Origin of the sequence: Faecalicatena contorta (genome assembly GCF_021531895.1) — a bacterium.
In the GTDB taxonomy this organism is placed as follows: Bacteria; Bacillota; Clostridia; order Lachnospirales; family Lachnospiraceae; genus JAFBIX01.
The window spans coordinates 50163-70000 of record NZ_JAFBIX010000018.1 but is presented as its reverse complement, the minus strand read 5'-3'; the positions used below and the strand labels follow the sequence as shown (position 1 = coordinate 70000).

At 40.4% G+C, this 19838-nt stretch carries 23 protein-coding genes; 2 read left to right on the top strand and 21 right to left on the bottom strand.

Going from position 1 to position 19838, the window contains the following annotated elements; translation table 11 throughout:
- Nucleotides 1–400: 400 nt before the first annotated feature.
- The 10 genes from rseP to JQM81_RS08665 all read right to left on the bottom strand — a co-directional run bounded on the left by rseP (nucleotide 401) and on the right by JQM81_RS08665 (nucleotide 8291).
- Nucleotides 401–1432: an RIP metalloprotease RseP gene (gene rseP / locus JQM81_RS08710; RefSeq protein WP_235233118.1), complete on the bottom strand. Its 1032-nt coding sequence runs from the start codon at nucleotides 1430–1432 to the stop codon at nucleotides 401–403.
- 8 nt (nucleotides 1433–1440) lie between these two features.
- A complete protein-coding gene (locus JQM81_RS08705) occupies nucleotides 1441–2583 on the bottom strand; it encodes a 1-deoxy-D-xylulose-5-phosphate reductoisomerase (RefSeq protein ID WP_235233117.1) in 1143 nt (380 codons plus the stop codon).
- A gap of 52 nt (nucleotides 2584–2635) precedes the next feature.
- Nucleotides 2636–3442 carry a phosphatidate cytidylyltransferase gene (locus JQM81_RS08700; protein ID WP_235233116.1) on the bottom strand — a complete coding sequence of 269 codons (807 nt, stop codon included), beginning with the start codon at nucleotides 3440–3442 and terminating at the stop codon, nucleotides 2636–2638.
- Entirely contained in the window at nucleotides 3435–4157 is a 723-nt protein-coding gene (locus JQM81_RS08695) for an isoprenyl transferase (RefSeq protein WP_235233115.1), read from the bottom strand. The genes JQM81_RS08700 and JQM81_RS08695 overlap by 8 nt, the downstream gene beginning before the upstream one ends.
- 120 nt (nucleotides 4158–4277) lie before the next feature.
- Nucleotides 4278–4829, bottom strand: coding sequence for a ribosome recycling factor (gene frr / locus JQM81_RS08690; RefSeq protein WP_235233114.1), 552 nt, complete (start codon nucleotides 4827–4829; stop codon nucleotides 4278–4280).
- A gap of 17 nt (nucleotides 4830–4846) precedes the next feature.
- Nucleotides 4847–5542 carry a UMP kinase gene (gene pyrH / locus JQM81_RS08685; protein WP_235233113.1) on the bottom strand — a complete coding sequence of 232 codons (696 nt, stop codon included), beginning with the start codon at nucleotides 5540–5542 and terminating at the stop codon, nucleotides 4847–4849.
- 87 nt (nucleotides 5543–5629) lie between these two features.
- Nucleotides 5630–6973 (bottom strand): MATE family efflux transporter, encoded by a 1344-nt coding sequence (locus JQM81_RS08680; RefSeq protein ID WP_235233112.1) that lies wholly within the window; start codon nucleotides 6971–6973, stop codon nucleotides 5630–5632.
- A 144-nt stretch (nucleotides 6974–7117) separates the two neighbouring features.
- Entirely contained in the window at nucleotides 7118–7372 is a 255-nt protein-coding gene (locus tag JQM81_RS08675) for a hypothetical protein (RefSeq protein ID WP_235233111.1), read from the bottom strand.
- Between the two features lie 60 nt (nucleotides 7373–7432).
- On the bottom strand, nucleotides 7433–7915 hold the full coding sequence (locus JQM81_RS08670; protein ID WP_235233110.1) for a GNAT family N-acetyltransferase: 483 nt from the start codon (nucleotides 7913–7915) through the stop codon (nucleotides 7433–7435).
- Nucleotides 7916–7928: 13 nt separating this feature from the next.
- Nucleotides 7929–8291 carry a VOC family protein gene (locus JQM81_RS08665; protein WP_235233124.1) on the bottom strand — a complete coding sequence of 121 codons (363 nt, stop codon included), beginning with the start codon at nucleotides 8289–8291 and terminating at the stop codon, nucleotides 7929–7931.
- Between the two features lie 99 nt (nucleotides 8292–8390).
- On the opposite strand from JQM81_RS08665, the gene JQM81_RS08660 reads away from it, so the two are divergent.
- The gene (locus JQM81_RS08660; protein ID WP_235233109.1) at nucleotides 8391–9512 is read left to right on the top strand and encodes a glycerate kinase; all 1122 of its coding nucleotides are present in this window, start codon (nucleotides 8391–8393) and stop codon (nucleotides 9510–9512) included.
- A 66-nt stretch (nucleotides 9513–9578) separates the two neighbouring features.
- Here the strand turns inward: JQM81_RS08660 and JQM81_RS08655 are convergent, their stop codons facing one another.
- Nucleotides 9579–10466, bottom strand: coding sequence for a YitT family protein (locus tag JQM81_RS08655; RefSeq protein WP_235233108.1), 888 nt, complete (start codon nucleotides 10464–10466; stop codon nucleotides 9579–9581).
- 354 nt (nucleotides 10467–10820) lie between these two features.
- Between JQM81_RS08655 and JQM81_RS08650 the strand changes: the two genes are divergently transcribed.
- The gene (locus JQM81_RS08650; protein WP_235233107.1) at nucleotides 10821–11327 is read left to right on the top strand and encodes a DUF2798 domain-containing protein; all 507 of its coding nucleotides are present in this window, start codon (nucleotides 10821–10823) and stop codon (nucleotides 11325–11327) included.
- Nucleotides 11328–11385: 58 nt separating this feature from the next.
- On the opposite strand, the gene JQM81_RS08645 is transcribed toward JQM81_RS08650, so the two are convergent.
- The 10 genes from JQM81_RS08645 to JQM81_RS08600 all read right to left on the bottom strand — a co-directional run bounded on the left by JQM81_RS08645 (nucleotide 11386) and on the right by JQM81_RS08600 (nucleotide 19795).
- A complete protein-coding gene (locus JQM81_RS08645) occupies nucleotides 11386–11709 on the bottom strand; it encodes a hypothetical protein (protein ID WP_235233106.1) in 324 nt (107 codons plus the stop codon).
- Between the two features lie 31 nt (nucleotides 11710–11740).
- The gene (locus JQM81_RS08640) at nucleotides 11741–12304 is read right to left on the bottom strand and encodes a GNAT family N-acetyltransferase (protein ID WP_235233105.1); all 564 of its coding nucleotides are present in this window, start codon (nucleotides 12302–12304) and stop codon (nucleotides 11741–11743) included.
- A gap of 18 nt (nucleotides 12305–12322) precedes the next feature.
- Nucleotides 12323–12580 (bottom strand): TfoX/Sxy family protein, encoded by a 258-nt coding sequence (locus JQM81_RS08635; protein ID WP_235233104.1) that lies wholly within the window; start codon nucleotides 12578–12580, stop codon nucleotides 12323–12325.
- 46 nt (nucleotides 12581–12626) lie between these two features.
- On the bottom strand, nucleotides 12627–13208 hold the full coding sequence (locus tag JQM81_RS08630; protein WP_235233103.1) for a helix-turn-helix domain-containing protein: 582 nt from the start codon (nucleotides 13206–13208) through the stop codon (nucleotides 12627–12629).
- 83 nt (nucleotides 13209–13291) lie between these two features.
- Entirely contained in the window at nucleotides 13292–14107 is an 816-nt protein-coding gene (locus tag JQM81_RS08625; RefSeq protein ID WP_235233102.1) for an MBL fold metallo-hydrolase, read from the bottom strand.
- Between the two features lie 16 nt (nucleotides 14108–14123).
- Nucleotides 14124–14669 (bottom strand): DUF2812 domain-containing protein, encoded by a 546-nt coding sequence (locus tag JQM81_RS08620; RefSeq protein ID WP_235233101.1) that lies wholly within the window; start codon nucleotides 14667–14669, stop codon nucleotides 14124–14126.
- The gene (locus tag JQM81_RS08615) at nucleotides 14659–14985 is read right to left on the bottom strand and encodes a PadR family transcriptional regulator (RefSeq protein WP_235233100.1); all 327 of its coding nucleotides are present in this window, start codon (nucleotides 14983–14985) and stop codon (nucleotides 14659–14661) included. The genes JQM81_RS08620 and JQM81_RS08615 overlap by 11 nt, the downstream gene beginning before the upstream one ends.
- 203 nt (nucleotides 14986–15188) lie before the next feature.
- Complete coding sequence (locus tag JQM81_RS08610) at nucleotides 15189–16850, bottom strand: glycoside hydrolase family 13 protein (RefSeq protein WP_235233099.1); 1662 nt, start codon at nucleotides 16848–16850, stop codon at nucleotides 15189–15191.
- A 12-nt stretch (nucleotides 16851–16862) separates the two neighbouring features.
- Nucleotides 16863–17828: an aldo/keto reductase gene (locus JQM81_RS08605; RefSeq protein ID WP_235233098.1), complete on the bottom strand. Its 966-nt coding sequence runs from the start codon at nucleotides 17826–17828 to the stop codon at nucleotides 16863–16865.
- Complete coding sequence (locus tag JQM81_RS08600; RefSeq protein ID WP_235233097.1) at nucleotides 17825–19795, bottom strand: glycoside hydrolase family 127 protein; 1971 nt, start codon at nucleotides 19793–19795, stop codon at nucleotides 17825–17827. Before JQM81_RS08600 ends, JQM81_RS08605 begins: the two co-directional genes overlap by 4 nt.
- Nucleotides 19796–19838 lie beyond the last annotated feature (43 nt).

Sequence of the window (19838 nt, the reverse complement as noted above, 5' to 3'; positions counted from 1 at the left end):
TAACTAACTGAATCTTCCATTGAAATAATGATGAATAGTATAAAAACATCGCTCCCCATTGCGCTTCACGCTAGGAATTCCCCCAGATGAGTTCATTCCGTGATTGAGAATGTCAGGCGCAAGGGAGCTGGATAGGCTGGTCTGTTTCCGTCCAGCCAAGCGATAGAATCCGTTACAGAAAAAAGAGTTGCAATTCCGTGTGAGAATTTGGCATCCAGCCAAATTCGAAAGGACTGTTGAATCGAGAAATTATTCAAATTTCTCGGTGAATCAGTCCGGTCACGAAATTGCAACTCTTTTTTCTGTTATGGATTCTTGGCGAAGGATACCGGAAACAGACCAGCTTATCCAACTCCCTTGCGCCGTACACACCCAATTACTAACTAATCTAAATTCCCACTTAAAAGAACACTCTCCTGATATCATTGAACATTACAAATACCATTAGCACCATCAATAATGCAATCCCGACCAGATGTACATATCCTTCTTTTTCTGGTGGTATTCTTTTTCTTCTGATTGCTTCAACAAACAGGAATACAAGACGTCCGCCATCCAGTGCCGGTAATGGGAGCAGATTCATAACTCCCAGATTCGCAGATAGGAGAATCGCAATATTCAACATCTGAGCAATTACAATAAAGAGGCCATAAGATTTACTCTGCTGATATGTGTTATCCACTACGCTGACTATTCCAACAGGACCGGACAATTGATCAGCTCCAATCTGTCCTGTAATCAGCATCTTTAAGCTTTCAAGAGTCGTACATATCCAGAATTTCACTTCATACACACCATATTGAATCGAAGTAAATATATTTGCCTTTGTATTTCCAGATCCTGTAATTCCTATACGTGTATAACCAGATTCCTCATCCATTTTTGGTATCAATGTAACGGTCTGCTTCTTTCCATCATGAATATAAGTAATCTCTACATCCTCTCCTTGATGAAACTGATTATAGATACTGATTTCTCGGTAGATATTGATTTTTTTGTTGCCCATCTTTACAATGGTATCGCCTTTTTGAATTCCTGCTTCTGCCGCGGGATATCCTTGCTCCACTTCTCTGACAACTGGTGGATCATACCCTACCATAGCTGTTAATATTACAGCAAATACAAAAGCAAGAATAAAATTAAAGATCGGCCCTGCTGCAATAACGGAAATTCGTGCCCATACGGATTTATTATTAAAATTATTCGGTGAATCTGTTGCTGCCTCATCTTCTCCCATAGCACAATAACCGCCAATTGGGAAAAGTCTGATTGCATACTTTGTTCCTTTATATTCTTTAGAACACAAAGCAGGTCCCATTCCAATGGCAAACTCTTCTACATCAATTCCATTCTTTTTCGCCAATATAAAATGACCAAATTCATGAAAGAACACAATGAAACTAAAGATTATAATCGCTAATATAATACCCAAGTTATGAATTACCTCCTGCTGTTAATTCTCTCGTAAGTTGCTGCTTCTGTATCTAATATCTGTTCAAGCGTAGGATTCTCAATATTTTTATGAGCACGCATACAGTCTTCAATAATCTCAATGATCTCGAGATACTTAATCTCACGTTTTAAGAACTGACTGACCGCAAGTTCGTTAGCCGCGTTAAATACGGTCGGAAGAGAGCCACCTTTTCTCCCCGCCTCATATGCCAACTGCAATCCATAGAAGGTATCCATATCCGGTTTTTCAAAGTCTAATTTTCCTAAATTCCAGAAATCAACTCGCTCACCCGGAAGATATCTTCTATCTGGATAATACAGAGCATATTGAATCGGAAGCTTCATATCTGGCGTCCCAAGTTCTGCCATTATGGCACCATCTACATACTCTACCATAGAATGAATGATGCTCTGTGGCTGTACGACTACCTGTACCTGATCTACATCTACATGAAAGAGCCACTTTGCTTCGATAACTTCTAATCCTTTATTTACCATAGTAGAAGAATCAATCGTAATCTTTTGTCCCATAGACCAATTCGGGTGCTTCAATGCATCCTCTACTTTTATTTCCAACAGATCTTCTTGCTTTTTTCCTCTGAACGGTCCACCGGAAGCTGTCAGAAGAATCTTATGGATTGCCTTATGGTCATTACCTTGCAAAGACTGAAAGATTGCGCTGTGCTCACTGTCCACCGGGAGAATCGACACATGCTTTTCTGCCGCCAGCGGCATAATAATATGACCTGCCGTTACCAATGTTTCTTTATTCGCAAGCGCAATATCTTTCCCGGCTTTAATCGCCTCTATGGTAGGGCGAATGCCAATCATGCCTACGATCGCTGTCACTAGTATTTCCATCTCTGATATTGTTGATACTTCAATCAATCCATCCATTCCCGATACAATTCTGGTATTCATATCTGAGACACGCGTACGGAGCTCCTGCGCCTTTTCTTCTGACCAGACCGCAGCAAGTCTTGGATGGAATTCACGAATCTGTGTTTCCAGAAGTTGTATATTGTTTCCAGCTGCCAAGCCAAGGACTTCAATATCTCCATTTTCTCTGACAACTTCCAGTGTCTGGGTTCCAATTGACCCTGTAGATCCTAATATGGCTATTTTTTTCATAGATATCCTCTCTTAATCATTATATGGTAACTTCCATCTTAACAGTATTTTTTTAGATATTTCCAGCAAGAAATGTTGCCAGATAATAAATGACAGGCGCCGTAAAGATTACACTGTCAAAACGATCCAGAATTCCACCATGTCCTGGAATTAATTTTCCATAATCTTTAATGTCATGATTACGTTTAATTGCGGAAGCAGCAAGATCTCCTACTTGTGAGATCATTCCTCCAACTGCACAGATAACCGCATAATGTATCGGATTAGCCTGAGCGCCTCCCCACTGGTTCATCGCCAGGGCAAAAAGAACTCCCAGCAGTGCTGCACCAACAATTCCTCCAATTCCTCCTTCCACAGATTTCTTTGGGCTCAGCTTCGGAGCCATCTTATGCTTACCAATCAACATTCCAACACAGTATGCACAAGTATCACAACCCCAGGAGCTTAAGAATATCAACCAGACCACGACACCTCCATCTGGGAGCATTCTAGTCTGATATACATAAGACAACATAACAGCAACATAGAACAGACCAAAGAAAACTGTCATTACTTGCTCTGCCCTGAAAGTAGGAAATGAAAATACATACACTGCCATTACCAGAACCAGGAAAAGAATGGTAAGCAACATCACATATTGAATATTTCCAGTAAGCAGCATTGCATAATAAGCAGCTGCAGCCAGATATCCAACAAATCCTAATATCTTATTCTGCACATCTACAACTTTATACAATTCTGACAATCCAATCAGACTGATGATTCCCAGAAATGCGAATAACAGATTGCCACCATATCCAACCGTAATAAGTAATACAATTACTAATACGATACCACTTAACAGTCTTGTCTTAAACATCTTCCTTCTGTTCCTCCTTTATTCCTCCATAACGCCGATCTCTGGCATTATATTGTTCAATCGCTTTTTCTAATTCTCTTTTTGAAAAATCCGGCCACGGGACATCTGTAAAATAAAATTCCGTATACGCAAGCTGCCACAACAGATAATTAGAAAGTCTCAATTCTCCGCTTGTACGGATTAAAAGATCGGGATCTGGGATATCATGTGTATCAAGATAGTTTTCAAAGGTCTTCTCCTCAATCTGATCAGGATGTACTTTTCCATCTACACAGTCTCTGGCAAGTTTTCTGACGGCTCGGATAATTTCATCTCTGCTTCCATAATTGATTGCAATCTGGAAATTCAATCCTCCGTTATTCTTTGTTGCTTCTTCCAACTCTTCAATTCTAGTGCGGATATCATCATCCAACCTTGTAATATCTCCAATAACACGAATCTTCATATCATTTTTTGCCGCTGTTTTCAGACAAGTCTTCATATAATTTCTCAGAAGCTTCATCAACGCATCAACTTCGTCCTGGGGGCGGTTCCAATTCTCTGTGGAAAATGCATACACAGTCAGATATTTAATTCCCATGCGATATGCCTCTTCACAGATACGCTCAACATTTTTACTGCCCTGCGCATGTCCATAATTTCGTGGCATTCCTTTAGACTTTGCCCAACGTCCATTTCCATCTAAAATAATCGCAACATGCTGCGGTATATTCATAAGATTATTCTCCTTCCACACAAAAAGCGCACTTAACGGCGCTCTTGCTGATACTTTATATGAATTGAGGGACAGACCCTCTATGCACAGGCTTCGGTTCTGTCCCACTCTCAACTCTTATTAAACAGTCATTACTTCTTTGGATTTCACTTCTACTGCTTTATCTACTTCTTTTACAAACTTATCCGTCAGTTTCTGCAGATCTTCTTCCATATCCTTAATCTCATCCTCAGATACATCAGAACCCTTCAGCTTTTTAAATTCGTCATTTCCATCACGACGGATATTACGGATTGCGACTTTGGAAGCTTCACCTTTTTTCTTAACATCCTTAACCAGTTCTTTTCTTCTCTCCTCTGTTAATTCCGGGAACACAAGACGAATACATGTTCCATCATTGGTTGGATTAATTCCAAGATCAGATACCAGAATCGCTTTTTCAATGACTTTCAGCATATTCTTCTCCCATGGCTGAATCTGAATCATACGAGCTTCTGGTACAGATACATTGGCTACCTGCTGAATCGGAGTAGGAGAGCCATAGTAATCAACGACGATTTTATTCAACACATTTGGATTGGCACGTCCTGCACGAATAGCTCCCAGTTCCCCTTCAAGGTTAGCCATCGTTTTCTTCATCTTATCCTCGTAAACTTTTAATCTTTCATTCATATTGATATCCTCCTATTTTATACAGTCACTTTCGTTCCTGTAAATGTTCCTTTCATAGTTTCTACGATACTGTTTTCTTCATTCAGTCCAAATACCAGCATCGGCATCTTATTCTCCAGACACATAATGGATGCTGTCAGATCTACTGCCATCAGTTTCTTGTCAATAATCTCCTGAATGGAAATCTCATCATACTTCTTCGCCTGCGGATTGACCTTCGGATCACTGTCATAGATTCCATCAATCGCCTTAGCCAGCAACATTGCATCCGCTTCTATTTCAATTGCACGAAGTACAGCTCCTGTATCCGTTGAGAAATAAGGATGTCCAGTTCCACCAGCGAAAAAAATCACCCTTCCTTCATTCAAAGCTTCTACTGCTGCATCCTTAGAAAACAGCGTCGTGAATGCACCACATACAAATGGAGTGAACACTTCTGTCTTCATTCCGGCATAACGGAAAATATCCGAAACATAGATACAATTCATAACGGTAGCCAGCATACCAATCTGATCTGCCTTCACACGGTCAATCGTCTCACTGGTTCTGCCTCTCCAGAAATTGCCACCACCAGTAACAATCGCAACCTGAACACCATCATCCACCAGCTGCTTAACTTGCTTTGCTACCCCCATACAAGTAGCTTCATCAAATCCCGTCTTTTTATCCCCTGCGAGTGCTTCCCCGCTGAGTTTCAACAATACTCTTTTCATAAGTCTGTGCTCCTTATTTTCAGTTCTGTTATTGCTTTCGCATAATTATATTAAATTATATCATAGGAAGAAAAAAAAAGGAATATGCTACGGCAACATTCCCTTTAATTTGTACTGCTTCATAATCCAGAAATACATAACAATGAGCAATATAGCTGCCAATATCCAGGCAACAGGGCTTGCCAGACAGATCCCAATATAGCTCTGACAATGGGATGCCACGCCTGCTGCTATGCTTCTTCCAATCAGTTCTGCAATCCCTGCTGTCATCGGTAATAATCCATAGCCCATTCCCTGAATTCCATTGCGATAGAGATTAACATACACCAGCGGGACAAACGACACTCCGACACATTTTAGATATATATCTACATATCCCATAATTTCTTTCAGGTTCTCCGATACAAAGAGAACCGTCATGTATTTCCCCGCGAAAAACATGAGTGCACCTGTCGCTATGGCATATCCGATGCCCATCCATGTTCCTGACCAGAATCCCTTACGAATCCGAAGAATCTTACCCGCGCCGACATTCTGAGCACAGTAATTGGCCATCGTAGTTCCCAGCGCAATGTAAGCCTGTGTTACAATCTGCTCAATCTTAACCGCCGCTGCAAATCCAGCCGCTGCTACTGATCCAAGACTATTCAGAGCTGTCTGAACGACAATTGTTCCAATAGCCGTAATAGAATATTGAAAAGCCATTGGGAATCCAATCTTCATCTGCCATTTTGCAAGGTCTGTATTCCATCTCCAATCATCCCTACACAGATGCAAAATCGGTACCTTCTTCTTAATATACACAAGACACAAAAGTCCTGACACTCCCTGTGCAATTACAGTTGCATAAGCAGCACCGCCGGCACTCATGTGGAACACAATAATAAACACCAGATCTAATACAATATTCAGTCCTGCTGCCAGAATCAAAAAATATAATGGTCTCTTACTGTCACCAACTGCCCTTAAAATACTTGATAACAGATTATACAATACCTGCGCTACAATTCCGCCACAGATTACCATAATATATTCATATGCCTGATCATACATATCAGATGGCGTATTCATCCAGCGCAGAACATCTTGCATCATTACCATACTAATAATGGTAAGAATTACAGATACAACTGCCGACAATACAGAAGCGGTCACCACTGATTGGCGCATAGCTCTCATATTGCCCGCACCAAAATGCTGCGCCGTAATGACCGTAAAACCAGCCGTCAATCCCTGTAGAAAGCCAATAATCAAAAATACCAGTGTTCCGCAGGAACCAACTGCCGCTAATGCTGCATTTCCAACGAATTTACCAACGATAATGGTATCTGCCATACTATAAAACTGCTGAAATATGTTTCCTATAAAAATCGGCATCGTAAAATTCACAATAATCTTTGCAGGATTTCCTGTTGTCATATCTCTCTTCATAGTCTGCATCCTTCCAAAGTAATCTTATTTTCTCAAAACTCACATCATTATAAAAAATAAAAAAAACGAATGCAATACTATATATCAACAAAAAACTTTGCAAAATCAAGCCGGTTCATCAGCACTTTTTACACTATATACACCTTAATCAAAATCCACATGATATACTTTATCGCTATCATGAATATCTACATAATGTAGATCGAATTGTTCATCCATAATCTCCATGCATCCCTGATAATAGATGGAATCGCTTTTCTTGATCATAAAAATATATGTGCCGTTCTCCTGCGAATCTGCTTCATCGCTGACTTCATCATAAAACTCTCTTCCATCAATCTCTCCCGGATATCCCGCTTTCTTTATCTTTTCTTCAATCAATCTGTATAATTCTTCCATATTTCGCCTCATCCAATCTCTATCACTTAATATCATAAATATCAATGGCTTTAGATATCCTTAAAACGTCAGTCGCATCTGATACCACACTACATTTCCGTGTACAGATGCAGAGACACCTTCATTTTCAAAGCCAAACTTTGCATAATAACGAATCAGCCTGTCTTTGCAAGTAAGCACCAGTCCCTTTCTTCCCTGTTCTTTCGCATCCTCGATCGCCTGTCTGATCAATACTGCTGCACAGCCTTGCTTGCGATATTCTGGGATCGTATTTACTCCAAAGATCATCTGCCAATCACCTGACTCATCATGCATAGAAGCATCTTCATACATCTCATCTGTCAGATCCGGTTCATTCGTCACCATCCCATTGACAAATCCGACCATCTTATCTTCATCAAATAACAGCCAGAAATGATCAGGATATACTTCCAGGCGGTCTTTTAGATCTTTTTCTGTTGCTGCTTCTGCCGCCGGAAAACATTCTGCTTCTACAGCAGCAATCTTACTCAAATCACTCATTGTTGCATTTCTAATATTCATCGTTTTTCTCTCCTTACATCGGTGTCCCAACTTCTATCAGATTACCGTCCGGATCATAAAATCGAATCACTTTTTGTCCCCAAGTATGCTCCATTAATGGATTTACATACTGTATGGGTTCTTTGTAGTTTTCTAATTTTTCAACAAATCCTTCTATATCTGTCTCCTCAAAATAAAGTTCTGTAGCGTGATTTTTCGGAATGATCTCTTTCTGAATAAATTGCTTCCACACCGATGCATCCTGTAATACCAACCCCTCTGTCAGGATTACATTGCCATCCTGATCCAGAATGACATCCAGGCCAAATAAATCTTTATAAAATTCTATTGATCGTTGAATATCATTTACTACGATTAATACATTCCTAAGCTTCAACTTTATCACCAACACCTTTCTGTCTATTGCATCCCTTCAACCAAAATTGTATAATAAACAACAAAAAAAGTACACCCCTATATGATCGGAGGATATAATATGAAAGTCGTAGTCGCAATGGATTCTCTGAAAGGAAGCCTGACATCTATGGAAGCAGGAATATCCGTCAAAGCTGGAATTCTTGCTGCAAAACCAGATGCCAAAGTAGTTGTGAAGCCTCTTGCTGATGGTGGTGAAGGTACTACAGATGCTCTAATTGAAGGATTGAACGGCGAGCGGATCGATGTCACAGTGACTGGACCTCTTGGCAATCCCGTTTCCTGTTATTACGGATATCTAAAAGAGACAGATACCGCCATTATTGAAATGGCATCTGCTGCCGGAATCACTCTTACCAGCCAAAAGGATCCTCTACATTCAACAACTTATGGAGTCGGTGAGATGATTAATGATGCTATTACAAAAGGATGCCGGAACTTTATTATCGGAATTGGCGGAAGTGCCACGAACGATGGCGGAATCGGAATGTTAAAAGCACTTGGCTTTGTATTTCTTGATGAAAAGGGAAACGATGTGGGTGAAGGTGGGCAGGCACTTGGCAAAGTTCATACCATTAATATCCAGAATAAAAATCCCCATTTAACAGACTGCCATTTTCAGGTTGCCTGTGATGTAACGAATCCTCTCTGCGGAAACAATGGAGCCACTTATATCTATGGACCACAAAAAGGTGTTACCGATAACATCAAAGAAGAACTGGACCAGGCAATGGCTCATTATGCAGCAGTTACTCGTGCAGCCCTTGGATGTGATTATGAGAAAGCAGAAGGTGCAGGCGCTGCAGGAGGTCTTGGCTTTGCACTGTTAAGCTACCTTCACGCCAAACTCACACCCGGAATCGACTTAATCCTCAATGCCGTAGAATTAGAAAAAGAACTAAAAGATGCAGATATTGTTGTCACCGGCGAAGGTCGTCTGGACCATCAGACAGCTATGGGGAAAGCACCTGTCGGTGTTGCGAAACTTGCGAAAAAATATGACGCCAAAGTCATTGCATTTGCCGGAAGTGTCACTCCTGAAGCAACCGCTTGCAACGAGACTGGAATCGATGCATTTTTCCCAATTGTACGAGGAATTACAACCCTGAAAGAAGCTATGGATCCAGACTGTGCGAAAGCAAATATGCAGGCAGCTGTTGAACAGGTATTTCGTCTCCTATAATTGCACTCTCCATTATTGCCCCTCTAAATATGTCCCCGTTCTATTAAACAGAACGGGGGCAATAATTTATAATCTCTTTTCAAAATTTCCATCTACAGAGCATCCCTCTGTAAATATCATAAATGCATTAGGGTCAATGCTATGTACGATTTTCTTTATCTGTGCCACTTCATACTTGGATATCATAACAAACAAAATATAGGATGTCTTATTCGTGTATGCACCTTCGCCATCCCAATTCGTGACACCTCGTCCCATTTGCTCCATAATTGCTTTTGAGATACCAACCTTTTTGGTAAATATCATGACACTGGTATTAATATTCTGAATATGTACCCGATCAACGGCCAGAGAAGATACGGTTGCAAATATCAGTGAATAGATGACAATCTCAATGTTAAATAAAAACATACAGATTCCATATACAAAGATATTCATAATGATTGTGACTTTACCAACACTGAAATTCTTATATTTCTTCGAACAGCATAATCCTATGATATCCTGTCCTCCTGCTGATGATCTTCCACGAAGCACAAGTCCACAGCCTACTCCACACACAATTCCTCCGATAATACAGGCTGTGAGATAGTCCTCTACGATAGGAGTCTCAGGAATCGGGATTACAACAAGGAAGGCACTCATCATCCCTACCATAATCATCGTTTTTACAGCAAACTCTTTGCCCAGAATTCGATATCCCATGTACAAAAGCGGTACATTAATTGCAAAATATATGATACCAGTAAGGTTCGCCTGCGGCGGAATCGGAATATGCAGTCCTTTCGTAAGGAGCAATCCAAATAACTGCGAGACACCCATAAAGCCTCCGCTATACAATCCCATTGGCACGATCAACATATTAAATCCAAAGCAATAGATCAGATTTCCTATAATGGAATACATATTCTGTATGATGATTTCTCTCTTTTTTGCATTTTGCAGATAGTTCATCTTTTGTTCCCCCTTTTGCATTTATTTTCTGTTCTTAAAATCTTTTTATCTTCATTTGCTATAAGAGCACCTCCTACACATAATTTACCTTAGAATTTTCTGTCAGGCAATGAGACTGTTTTATTTTTTTCATATTTTATTGAAAAATTTTACTTGCAGCGCAAAATTATTTGAGATAAAATAAAAAAGCCGTGTAGCTTAAATTAATGTATGCAAAGCGTGTGAACTTCTTATAAGAAGTCACGCGCTTTTTTTATTCTGTTATAGGGAACTTTTGTTTCCGCAGAATTCTATATTATTCTAAGCAATACATAATTATAGTTCTTACACAATAACCAAAATGGAGGAATCAATATGCCAAGAAACAAAAAACAAGGAATTATCTTTGGAATCATCATGTCCTATGCCATGGCATACGGCATGGAAATCTACAACATCGCCATCAAACAGGGAATCAACCTGACTGCCGGAGGTTTCAGTAACATGACGAATCTCGTTTTCTGGGATGCATTAAAAGAAGCTGTCTACATGGGATTATTCGTCTTCATCTTCTCTAATCTCTGGGGCAATCGTATAGGAGCAGCCTTTGCCGCCAGACATTGTGATCCAAGTAAAGATAATCCCTATATCTGCCAACTGCTTCGCCAGGCAGGAACTGTTGCCATTATGTGTCCGACCATGAGCCTCGTAGCATCTATTCTGTTCAACATTATCCTTGCAGGAGCACCGATTTACCAACTGCCTGCCATCTGGGTCGGAACCTTTTTTAAGAACTTTCCGATGGCATTCTTCTGGAACATGTTTGCAGCGGCACCATTTACACACTGGATTTTTGGGAAATTATTCCCCAACAATTCATAAAACAGCTTTTCACAGGGGCATCATCTGCCCCTGTGCTTCTCTTTTCGTTTCTGTTGATTCAATTCAAACTTTCATGCTCTACAATATTCTTCAATTCATCCAATGTTCTTTTACCTAAAAGCAGATCTATATCTAACATAATTATATTATGAACATCTGCACTTTTTGGATCACTCCTGTCATCAAATGGCCAGCAAGTAGGCATTGCCACAAAATCTCCCTTTGCATTGGCGCCAAATAACGGCATCCATCCTTCCTTTTCATCCAGAATTGCTATATACACCTTGTCCTCTTCAACGACTACACGGTATTCCATGTCCAGAATGTCCAGATTCCATCCAACAATCGTCTTCTTTCTATTGGAAACGATACTTGCGCACATATAATCTTCCTCCCTTTACTGCTTTTCCTCCTCAGATTCTGCCTCTGATTTCCGCAAAAGTTTTTATTGGCAAAGGATGTGCCGGATGTTCCAAGATGCATTTTTCCATCCACACCATATTATACCATCGTCCAAATTTATATCCGCATTTGTAGAATTCTCCAACCCAGCGATAACCCATATGCTCATGATACTGAACACTGTTCTTCGTAAGATATTCATCTTCTTCGACCGGATATCCGATACAGGCATTTAGATTCACAATATTCTGTAAAGCCAGCACATGTTCCAACGCTTCGTACAATTCTCTGCCAATTCCCTGTTTTCTTGCATCTTTGGAAACATAGACTGTTGTTTCTACTGCCCAGTCATAGGCTCTTCTCTCCTTAAATGGACCTGCATATGTATATCCCACAATGGTTCCGTTATGCTCAGCAACCAGATAAGGATATCTGCAAAGTGTCTTGCGAATTCGCTCACGGAATACTTCCACAGAAGGAACTTCATATTCAAAAGTAATAGCCGTATTTTCTACATAATATGCATAGATTTCCAGTAATTCTTCTGCATCATTTTCCGTTGCAATCCTGATCATGTTACCTGCCTCCACCGATTATTTTTTATGCCACTGATAGAATTCCTTTAATTCTGCCTTCTTTTCATCCGATAACTGGGTCTTCTTTACTCCCAGAATTGCTCCTTCCAATGCTAGAAGTCTGTGGATACAGGCCGATTCGTCTATCTGCTGAATTTTCAACCATGCCTGCTTTGCCCCTACAGAGTGCAGCTCCTCTTCAGTAAAAATTCCCACCTGGTTCAACTGTTCTTCAACGACTTTTCCTATATTCGGTAATTTCGATAATTCTCCCATATCGTCATCTCCTATAATACCAACAATTTTCATCTTATTTCTATTCTTATATTACTATCCTGAACATACCATGCCTGTTACAGTATGTGTATAAAAGTCCATGCCCTTTCTTACGAAATCTTATGGAAATGTCTTGCTCCGGATATAACTTTACAATTTCTGCTCCTGCAGATGTCACATAAGCGACAAAAGAAATATAATGCCTCTTTGTCATCGGATGGTTCAATGTTACATGATACTCCTGATCCACCGTCTCCAGATTGATCATATGATCTTCATCACAATTTTCACATTCCTGCTCTGGCAAAGTAATTCCACAGCAGGAAAAAGATCCTTGTCCGACGGATGTAATGATATTACCACAGACCGGGCATACATAAAAATGCATCTTTTTCATATTTCCTGCTGGATTTTCATTCTTTCTCAAATCTCCTGTTAGCAATTCTGCAATGGATGTCCCCAGTGCCTTTGCCAGATCCTCAATAATCGCAATATCAGGAAGTCCCTTTCCAGTCTCCCATTTTGAGACCGTCTTATCACTTACATTAATTTTATCTGCAAGTTCTTTCTGTGTGATATTTTGCTTTTCTCTTATCTCTTTAATAACCATTCCAGTCACATAACTCATAATAGATTCCTCTTTTCATTTATTATGAGTTCATTGTAAATAATCGCCTTACACATTACAACCTACGATACGTAGAGTTCATTCTACAACCACTCCATCTCAAGCCCAACCTTCAGCTGATGTACCATATCCCCCAGTTCTTCTTTCAGAATCTCAAAAGAACGTTCTCCGGTGCAGTGTCCGGTATAGATCTCTTTCACACCGGTATTCTTAATATGCTGTGCAAGCCTTCGGACTTCTGCCTCTTTTTTGCCAAAGATATGAAATCCTCCGACCAGCGCGCAGATTGTTTTTCCCGGATATGTCGCTTTGATTTCATGAATGATATTCGCAGCTCCCCCATGAGAACAACTGTTAAAGATGACCAATCCCTGATCTGTATCAAACACCAGGCTTTGCTCGTGTGAGAAATCGTCTGCAGCCCATCCACTGCCTGTACGGATGTACATATGATTTTCCTTTCCAATCTCATCCAATCCAGCTGTTTTATGCGGAATCAATGAGACGCCCTGACAAAGGGAAGTATCTCCTTCTGCAAAAATAATTCTTTCCTTTTGCTTCTCAAGAATTCCCTTCGGCAGCCCTATGTATTTATGAAAAATCCATTTCTTCCCATAGCAATTCTCTTTGCTGCCTTTTCTTAGATAGAAACTCGCTTTTTCATTATGTTTAAAAAAAGCGTCCATCCCATCCGAATGATCATAATGAGCATGAGATAAAACCGCATAATCTACATCCTCAATTTCCTTTCCAAGTTCCTTTGCATTTTTCAGGAACAAGTCTGAAGCTCCTGTATCAAGAAGGATGTTTTTCCCCTCATATTCAATATAGATGCTTAAGCCCCATTCCCCGCAAAGTCCACCATTTGAAATATTATCTACTAATACTGTTGCTTTCATTTTCCTCTTTCCCTCATTACTTTTTTAAATTCTTCTGATATTCCCAGAAGCGATATCCAAAATAAGCAAATATTCCAAGATAAAGAACGAACAGCGCTATATACATTCCAACCACCACTCGATTGCCCAGACCTCTTTGTAAAAACAACTGCGGAAGAATGATCAGAAAAAATATAATAAGCAGCGGAATGATTCTTCCCCGGAAAACGCGCTTCATCATCTCTGTTCTGGAGGCATCGTCACAGAAGATCTCTTCTTCGCCATTCATCTCAGCGACCGGCTTACGAAAATAGCTATATCCAAAGAAATCCTGCAGGTATTCCCATCCACAATCCCGGAACATCTGAATATATTCCTCCTTGTGGGCAATCCCTTCCTGATTGTAATCCAGCTGATACACAACATCCTCCGGCTCACACTTCTCAAAATGATATCTTCCAAGTCCCGTCACTTTAATAAATTTCCACCCATTTTTGTGCTGTTCCTGCAGATATCTCTGCTCTCTCTCCCATTCAGGCACCGTAAAATACCGAAATTCCGTCTTCACATTCTTATCTTCCATTCTTCCGCACCTCCATCATATTACGATATAATCTCTCAATTCGCTTCATCTCCAGATCTAATACTTGCTGTCCCAGATCTGTAATAATATAGATCTTTCTTTTCTCTTCTTCTCTTACGAATCGAATCAAACCATCTTTCTCCATCTTAGAAAGACTTCCATACATGGTACCAGGACTTAATTTCAGTTCCCCAGCGGTCATCTCTTCTACTTTTTGGACAATACCATAACCATGAGACTCTTCTCGAAGACAAAGCAATATATAAAATCCCGTCTCTGTCATCGGTACATATACCTTCCTGATATGAGAATCCATAATACCCTCCATTCCAGTGCGATATATCGCACTTCGTTATATATTATATATAGCACTGCGATACATATTTGTCAAGAGAGAATTAGTAATTGATGAGACAAAAGGGAGAAGGTGGGTATCAGGCGCGAGGAGTCAGAATGGCTAATTGGATATCCAATTAGCCATTCTGACTCCTCGCGCCGTACGCTTCCTGACAACAAAACCTACTGAGCCAACAGTACCACTCTCGCCTCGTAAGGTCTTAATAATCCATCTTTGTGTTGTTTATAGTTTGAAATCAACTCTTTTCCATCTTCTGTGTTCTCGAATAAATCGCAGGCAACTTCCTTGTCTGTGAAGTTACAAGCAACGATCATTCTCTGATTTCCAAGGGTTCTTTCGTATGCATAGATCTCTTCACTTTCGTCCAAGAGACTTCCGAATTTACCATATACGATAATCTCATATTCTTTACGAAGAGCAATCAGCTTCTTATAGTAATGGAAGACGCTGTTTGGATCTTTCCTCTCATCTTCTGCATTGATCAGCATATAATTTGGATTCACCTTAAGCCATGGAGTTCCGGTGGTGAATCCGGCATTTGGACTCTTATCCCACTGCATTGGAGTTCTGGCATTATCACGTCCGATATTCTTAATGCATTCCATCATCTCTTCTTCTGTGACCAGACCGTTTTCTGTCAGTTCATAAAATGCATTGATGGTCTCGATATCTCTGTAATCTTCCAGATTATCATAATATGCATTGGTCATACCCAGTTCCTCTCCCTGGAATACATATGGAGTACCTTTCATCATATGCAGGCAGGTAGCAAGCATTTTTGCAGAAACTACACGGAACATCGGGCTGTCATTTCCAAATCTGGACACGGCCCTTGGCTGATCATGATTATCCAGATACAGACTGTTCCATGCCTTTCCTTCGAATTCAATCTGCCATTTATTCAACGTATCTTTTAATTCTCTTAACGGAACCTTTTTGTTAGTCCATTTTCCAACGATTGTTTCACCCAGCGATACATGTTCAAAATGAAAGACCATATTTAATTCGTTGGTATCTTCACCGGCATACTGCATTGCATGATCAATTTTGGTATTCAACGCCTCTCCCACCGTCATAATATCATACTTTTGAAGTACCTTCTGATTCATTTCTTTCAGATACTCATGAATTCTTGGTCCATCACATACGAACGGCTGATGATTGCCATATAAGCCGTCATCGACTGTTCCATCCGGGAATGACTGATCCTTTGATATCATGTTAATGACATCCATACGGAATCCATCAATGCCCTTCTCGCACCACCAGGTCATCATATCATAGACTTCTTCTCTGACCTTTTCATTTTCCCAGTTCAGATCTGGCTGCTTTTTGGAGAAGCAATGCAGATAATACATATCCGTTGCCTCATCGTACTGCCATGCGGAGCCACCGAAATTAGATCCCCAGTTATTTGGTTCTTTGCCATCTTTTCCTTCTTTCCAGATATAATAATCACGGTATGGATTGTCTTTTGATTTTCTGCTTTCTACAAACCATGCATGTTCATCAGATGTATGGTTTACCACCAGATCCATAACAATCTTAATACCACGTTTATGAGCTTCCTGAAGCATCCGGTCGAAATCATCCATGGTTCCGAATTCTTTCATGATCGCACGATAATCTGAGATATCATATCCATTGTCATCATTCGGGGACTGATATACCGGAGAAAGCCAGATAACGTCTATGCCAAGTTCTTTCAGATAATCCAGATGTTCTGTAATTCCGTTCAAATCTCCGATTCCATCTCCATTACTGTCCGCAAAACTTCTCGGATAAATCTGATAAATAACACTCTCTTTCCACCACTGTTTCATACTCTTTTCCTCCTACAGACTATATTTTTCTATCACATCTTTTTCTAGCTTCAAACTGCTTGCAGCAACAAAATCATCCAATTGCTCTGGCCGGGAGACAGCTGCCACCGGCAATGTCTGGAACGGCTGATTCGTAAGCCATGCAATGGAAAGAGCATATAATGATGCCCCTGTCTCTTTCCGTAATTTGCACAATGTCTGATACATCTCCAGATTATCCTGGTTCATATAAGCTTTTTTCATATCTTCCTCCATCTTCAACTTTCGGTCTAGTTTATCAAAAAAGCCATGGGCACTGGAAGAAAACGGAATAATCGGCATCTTGCTGCGCTTATGCCATTGATAATAATCTGAATCCATCAACACAAGTGACGGATCCTGATTCATATTTCCTCCCGGATTCACTCTAGCCATACTCCACTGATTTGACACAGCAGTAAATCCCTGGAATCCCTTTTCTTCTGCATATGATACAGCCTGCTCTATTCGATATTGCTTATAATTTGAAGCACCATAATATCGAATCTTCCCCTCTTTTACAAGCGTTTCCATAATATCGACGATCTCTGTAATATCTACAGATTCATCATCTCTGTGAAGCCAGTAAAAATCAATATGATCAACTCCCAATGTCTGAAGACTTTCCTCCAGATCTGCACGAATTGTCTCTTCTCTTACTCTGGAGATTTCCGGTGCTTTAAAATCGTAATGACCTCCCTTGGTAGCGATGACAATCTTATTATAAGCCTTTCGATCCCGCAGCCAACTCCCAAGATACTGTTCACTGCAATTACCAAGTTCTTCAATCCATTTACAATATACATTGGCAGAATCAATAAAATTGCCACCTGCCGCAACATAAGTATCAAGAACCTCATAAGCCTGCTCTTTCGTCAATTTCTCACCAAAATTAGCTGTTCCGAGGCAGACATTACTGAGCTCCAGATCTGTTCCTTTTAAAATTAATTTCTTCATCATCTTCCTACCCTCATCCATACCTGCATCTCTCCATCACTACGATTATTCCACAGGAAATACGGCACAGCAGTTATCGTGATCTCTTCTCTTTCTTCATGATATACATGATAAAGGGATTCTTCATCTGTCTGAGATTGTTCACGCCATCCCCTTCCTTCGAGAATCAAGCTCTTTCCTCCCAGAGTTCCTTCTGTTACCTTCCAATCACTCTTGGCATCTACTAAGATCTGGTTCAGATATTTCCCATTATCTGCTTCTTCCAGACAATATACTACTGGTCCACATACTAACGCGGCACGGCCGCCATTATAATGAATCTTACGATTAGCCTGCACCAGTTTCGGCTCCATTTTAAGTTCCAGGGTAATCTGATGATTACCTTTCCAGTTTCTTTTTATTTGTACATAACCATTTTTTTCTGCACAGATATCCTGGCAGACACCATCCACACAGATACTATACTTGTCTTCACTCCACGTTGGAATACGCAATGCGACTGTCATCGGCTCTTCAGTATCCGCATTGATTTCAAGTACCACTTTCCCACTCCACGGATAATCCGTTGTCTGTCTGATGCGCAACGTATTACCGGTCAATTGAATCTCCGACTCATTTCCTATATATAAATGGACATAAGCAGTATCTTCATCTGCAGTGTAAATATACTGCCACAGACTCGCTATTGTACGAGCAATATTCGGAGGGCAGCATGCACAGGAAAACCATTTCTGGCGAACCGGCTTCACATGATTACGCTCTGTATTGCCAAGACAAGTCTCTGGGACAACTTCCAATGGATTTACATAGAAAAATCTGTTTCCTTCATAATTCATACCACCAAGAATTGTATTATAAAGTGCCTGCTCCATCACATCTCCATATGTTCTGTCCACTTCATTTTTCAGCATCTTCTGTGCAAAAAACACTAGTCCAATGGACGCGCACGTCTCCGAATAATTCGTATCATTCGGAAGATCATATGCCACCGTGAATGCTTCTCCGGAATGAGTTGCGCCGATTCCTCCAGTAATATACAACTGTTTTTTTACAATGTTATTCCATATATTTTTACAGGCATCAAAAAGCTCTTTTTCCTTTGTTCTGGATGCAATATCAGCCATCGCGGTATACATATAGACACCTCGCACCGCATGTCCGACCGCTTCCTTCTGCTTACGCACCGGCAGATGGAACTGATTATAATAACTATAAGGGAACTGATTGTACCAGCGATTTGGCTCCTCTACCTTGGCCTGTGTCCATTGGCAGACATGATCACGCTTCTCAAATTCTTCCTCAAAAAACTGATTCGTACCTCTGGTGTCAATAAAATACTGTGCCAGTTCAAAATACTTCTCATTGCCAGTTACATCATATAACTTTAACAAAGCAATCTCTATCTCCTGATGTCCCGGATAACCGTGCAGCTTTCCTTCTTCTTTTCCAAACATCTCATAGAGATAATCCGCAAGTTTTACCGCCACATCAAACACCTTTTTCTTGCCGGTCGCAAGATAATAGGAAACAGCTCCTTCGATAAAATGTCCTGCACAGTATAACTCATGACACTCCAATATATTGGTCCATTTTTTCTCCGGTGCTTCAATCAGAAAGTAGGTGTCAAGATATCCGCTTTCATCCTGTGCTCTTGCAATAATATCAATCACACTGTCCGCCTGTGCTTCCAGTTTTTCATCCCTGGAAAGCATTAATATATTACCAACAGCTTCCAGCCATTTTGATACATCGCTGTCCTGAAATACTTCGCCATAAAAATGTCCCTCTATATCCCCGGCAGCAATACGGAAATTGTCGATTGCATGACTCGGTTCCGCATCCTCAATACGGTCATTTAATATCTCCCACTGATAGGGAATGACTTTATCTCTCACCAAATCTATATAATAACTCCAAAATGAGTCTTTGATATCACATTCATCTTTCTTGAGCAAACGATATTCGCCCATGTCTAAAACCCCCTTCTTGCTTGCATTTCACACTATCTTTTAG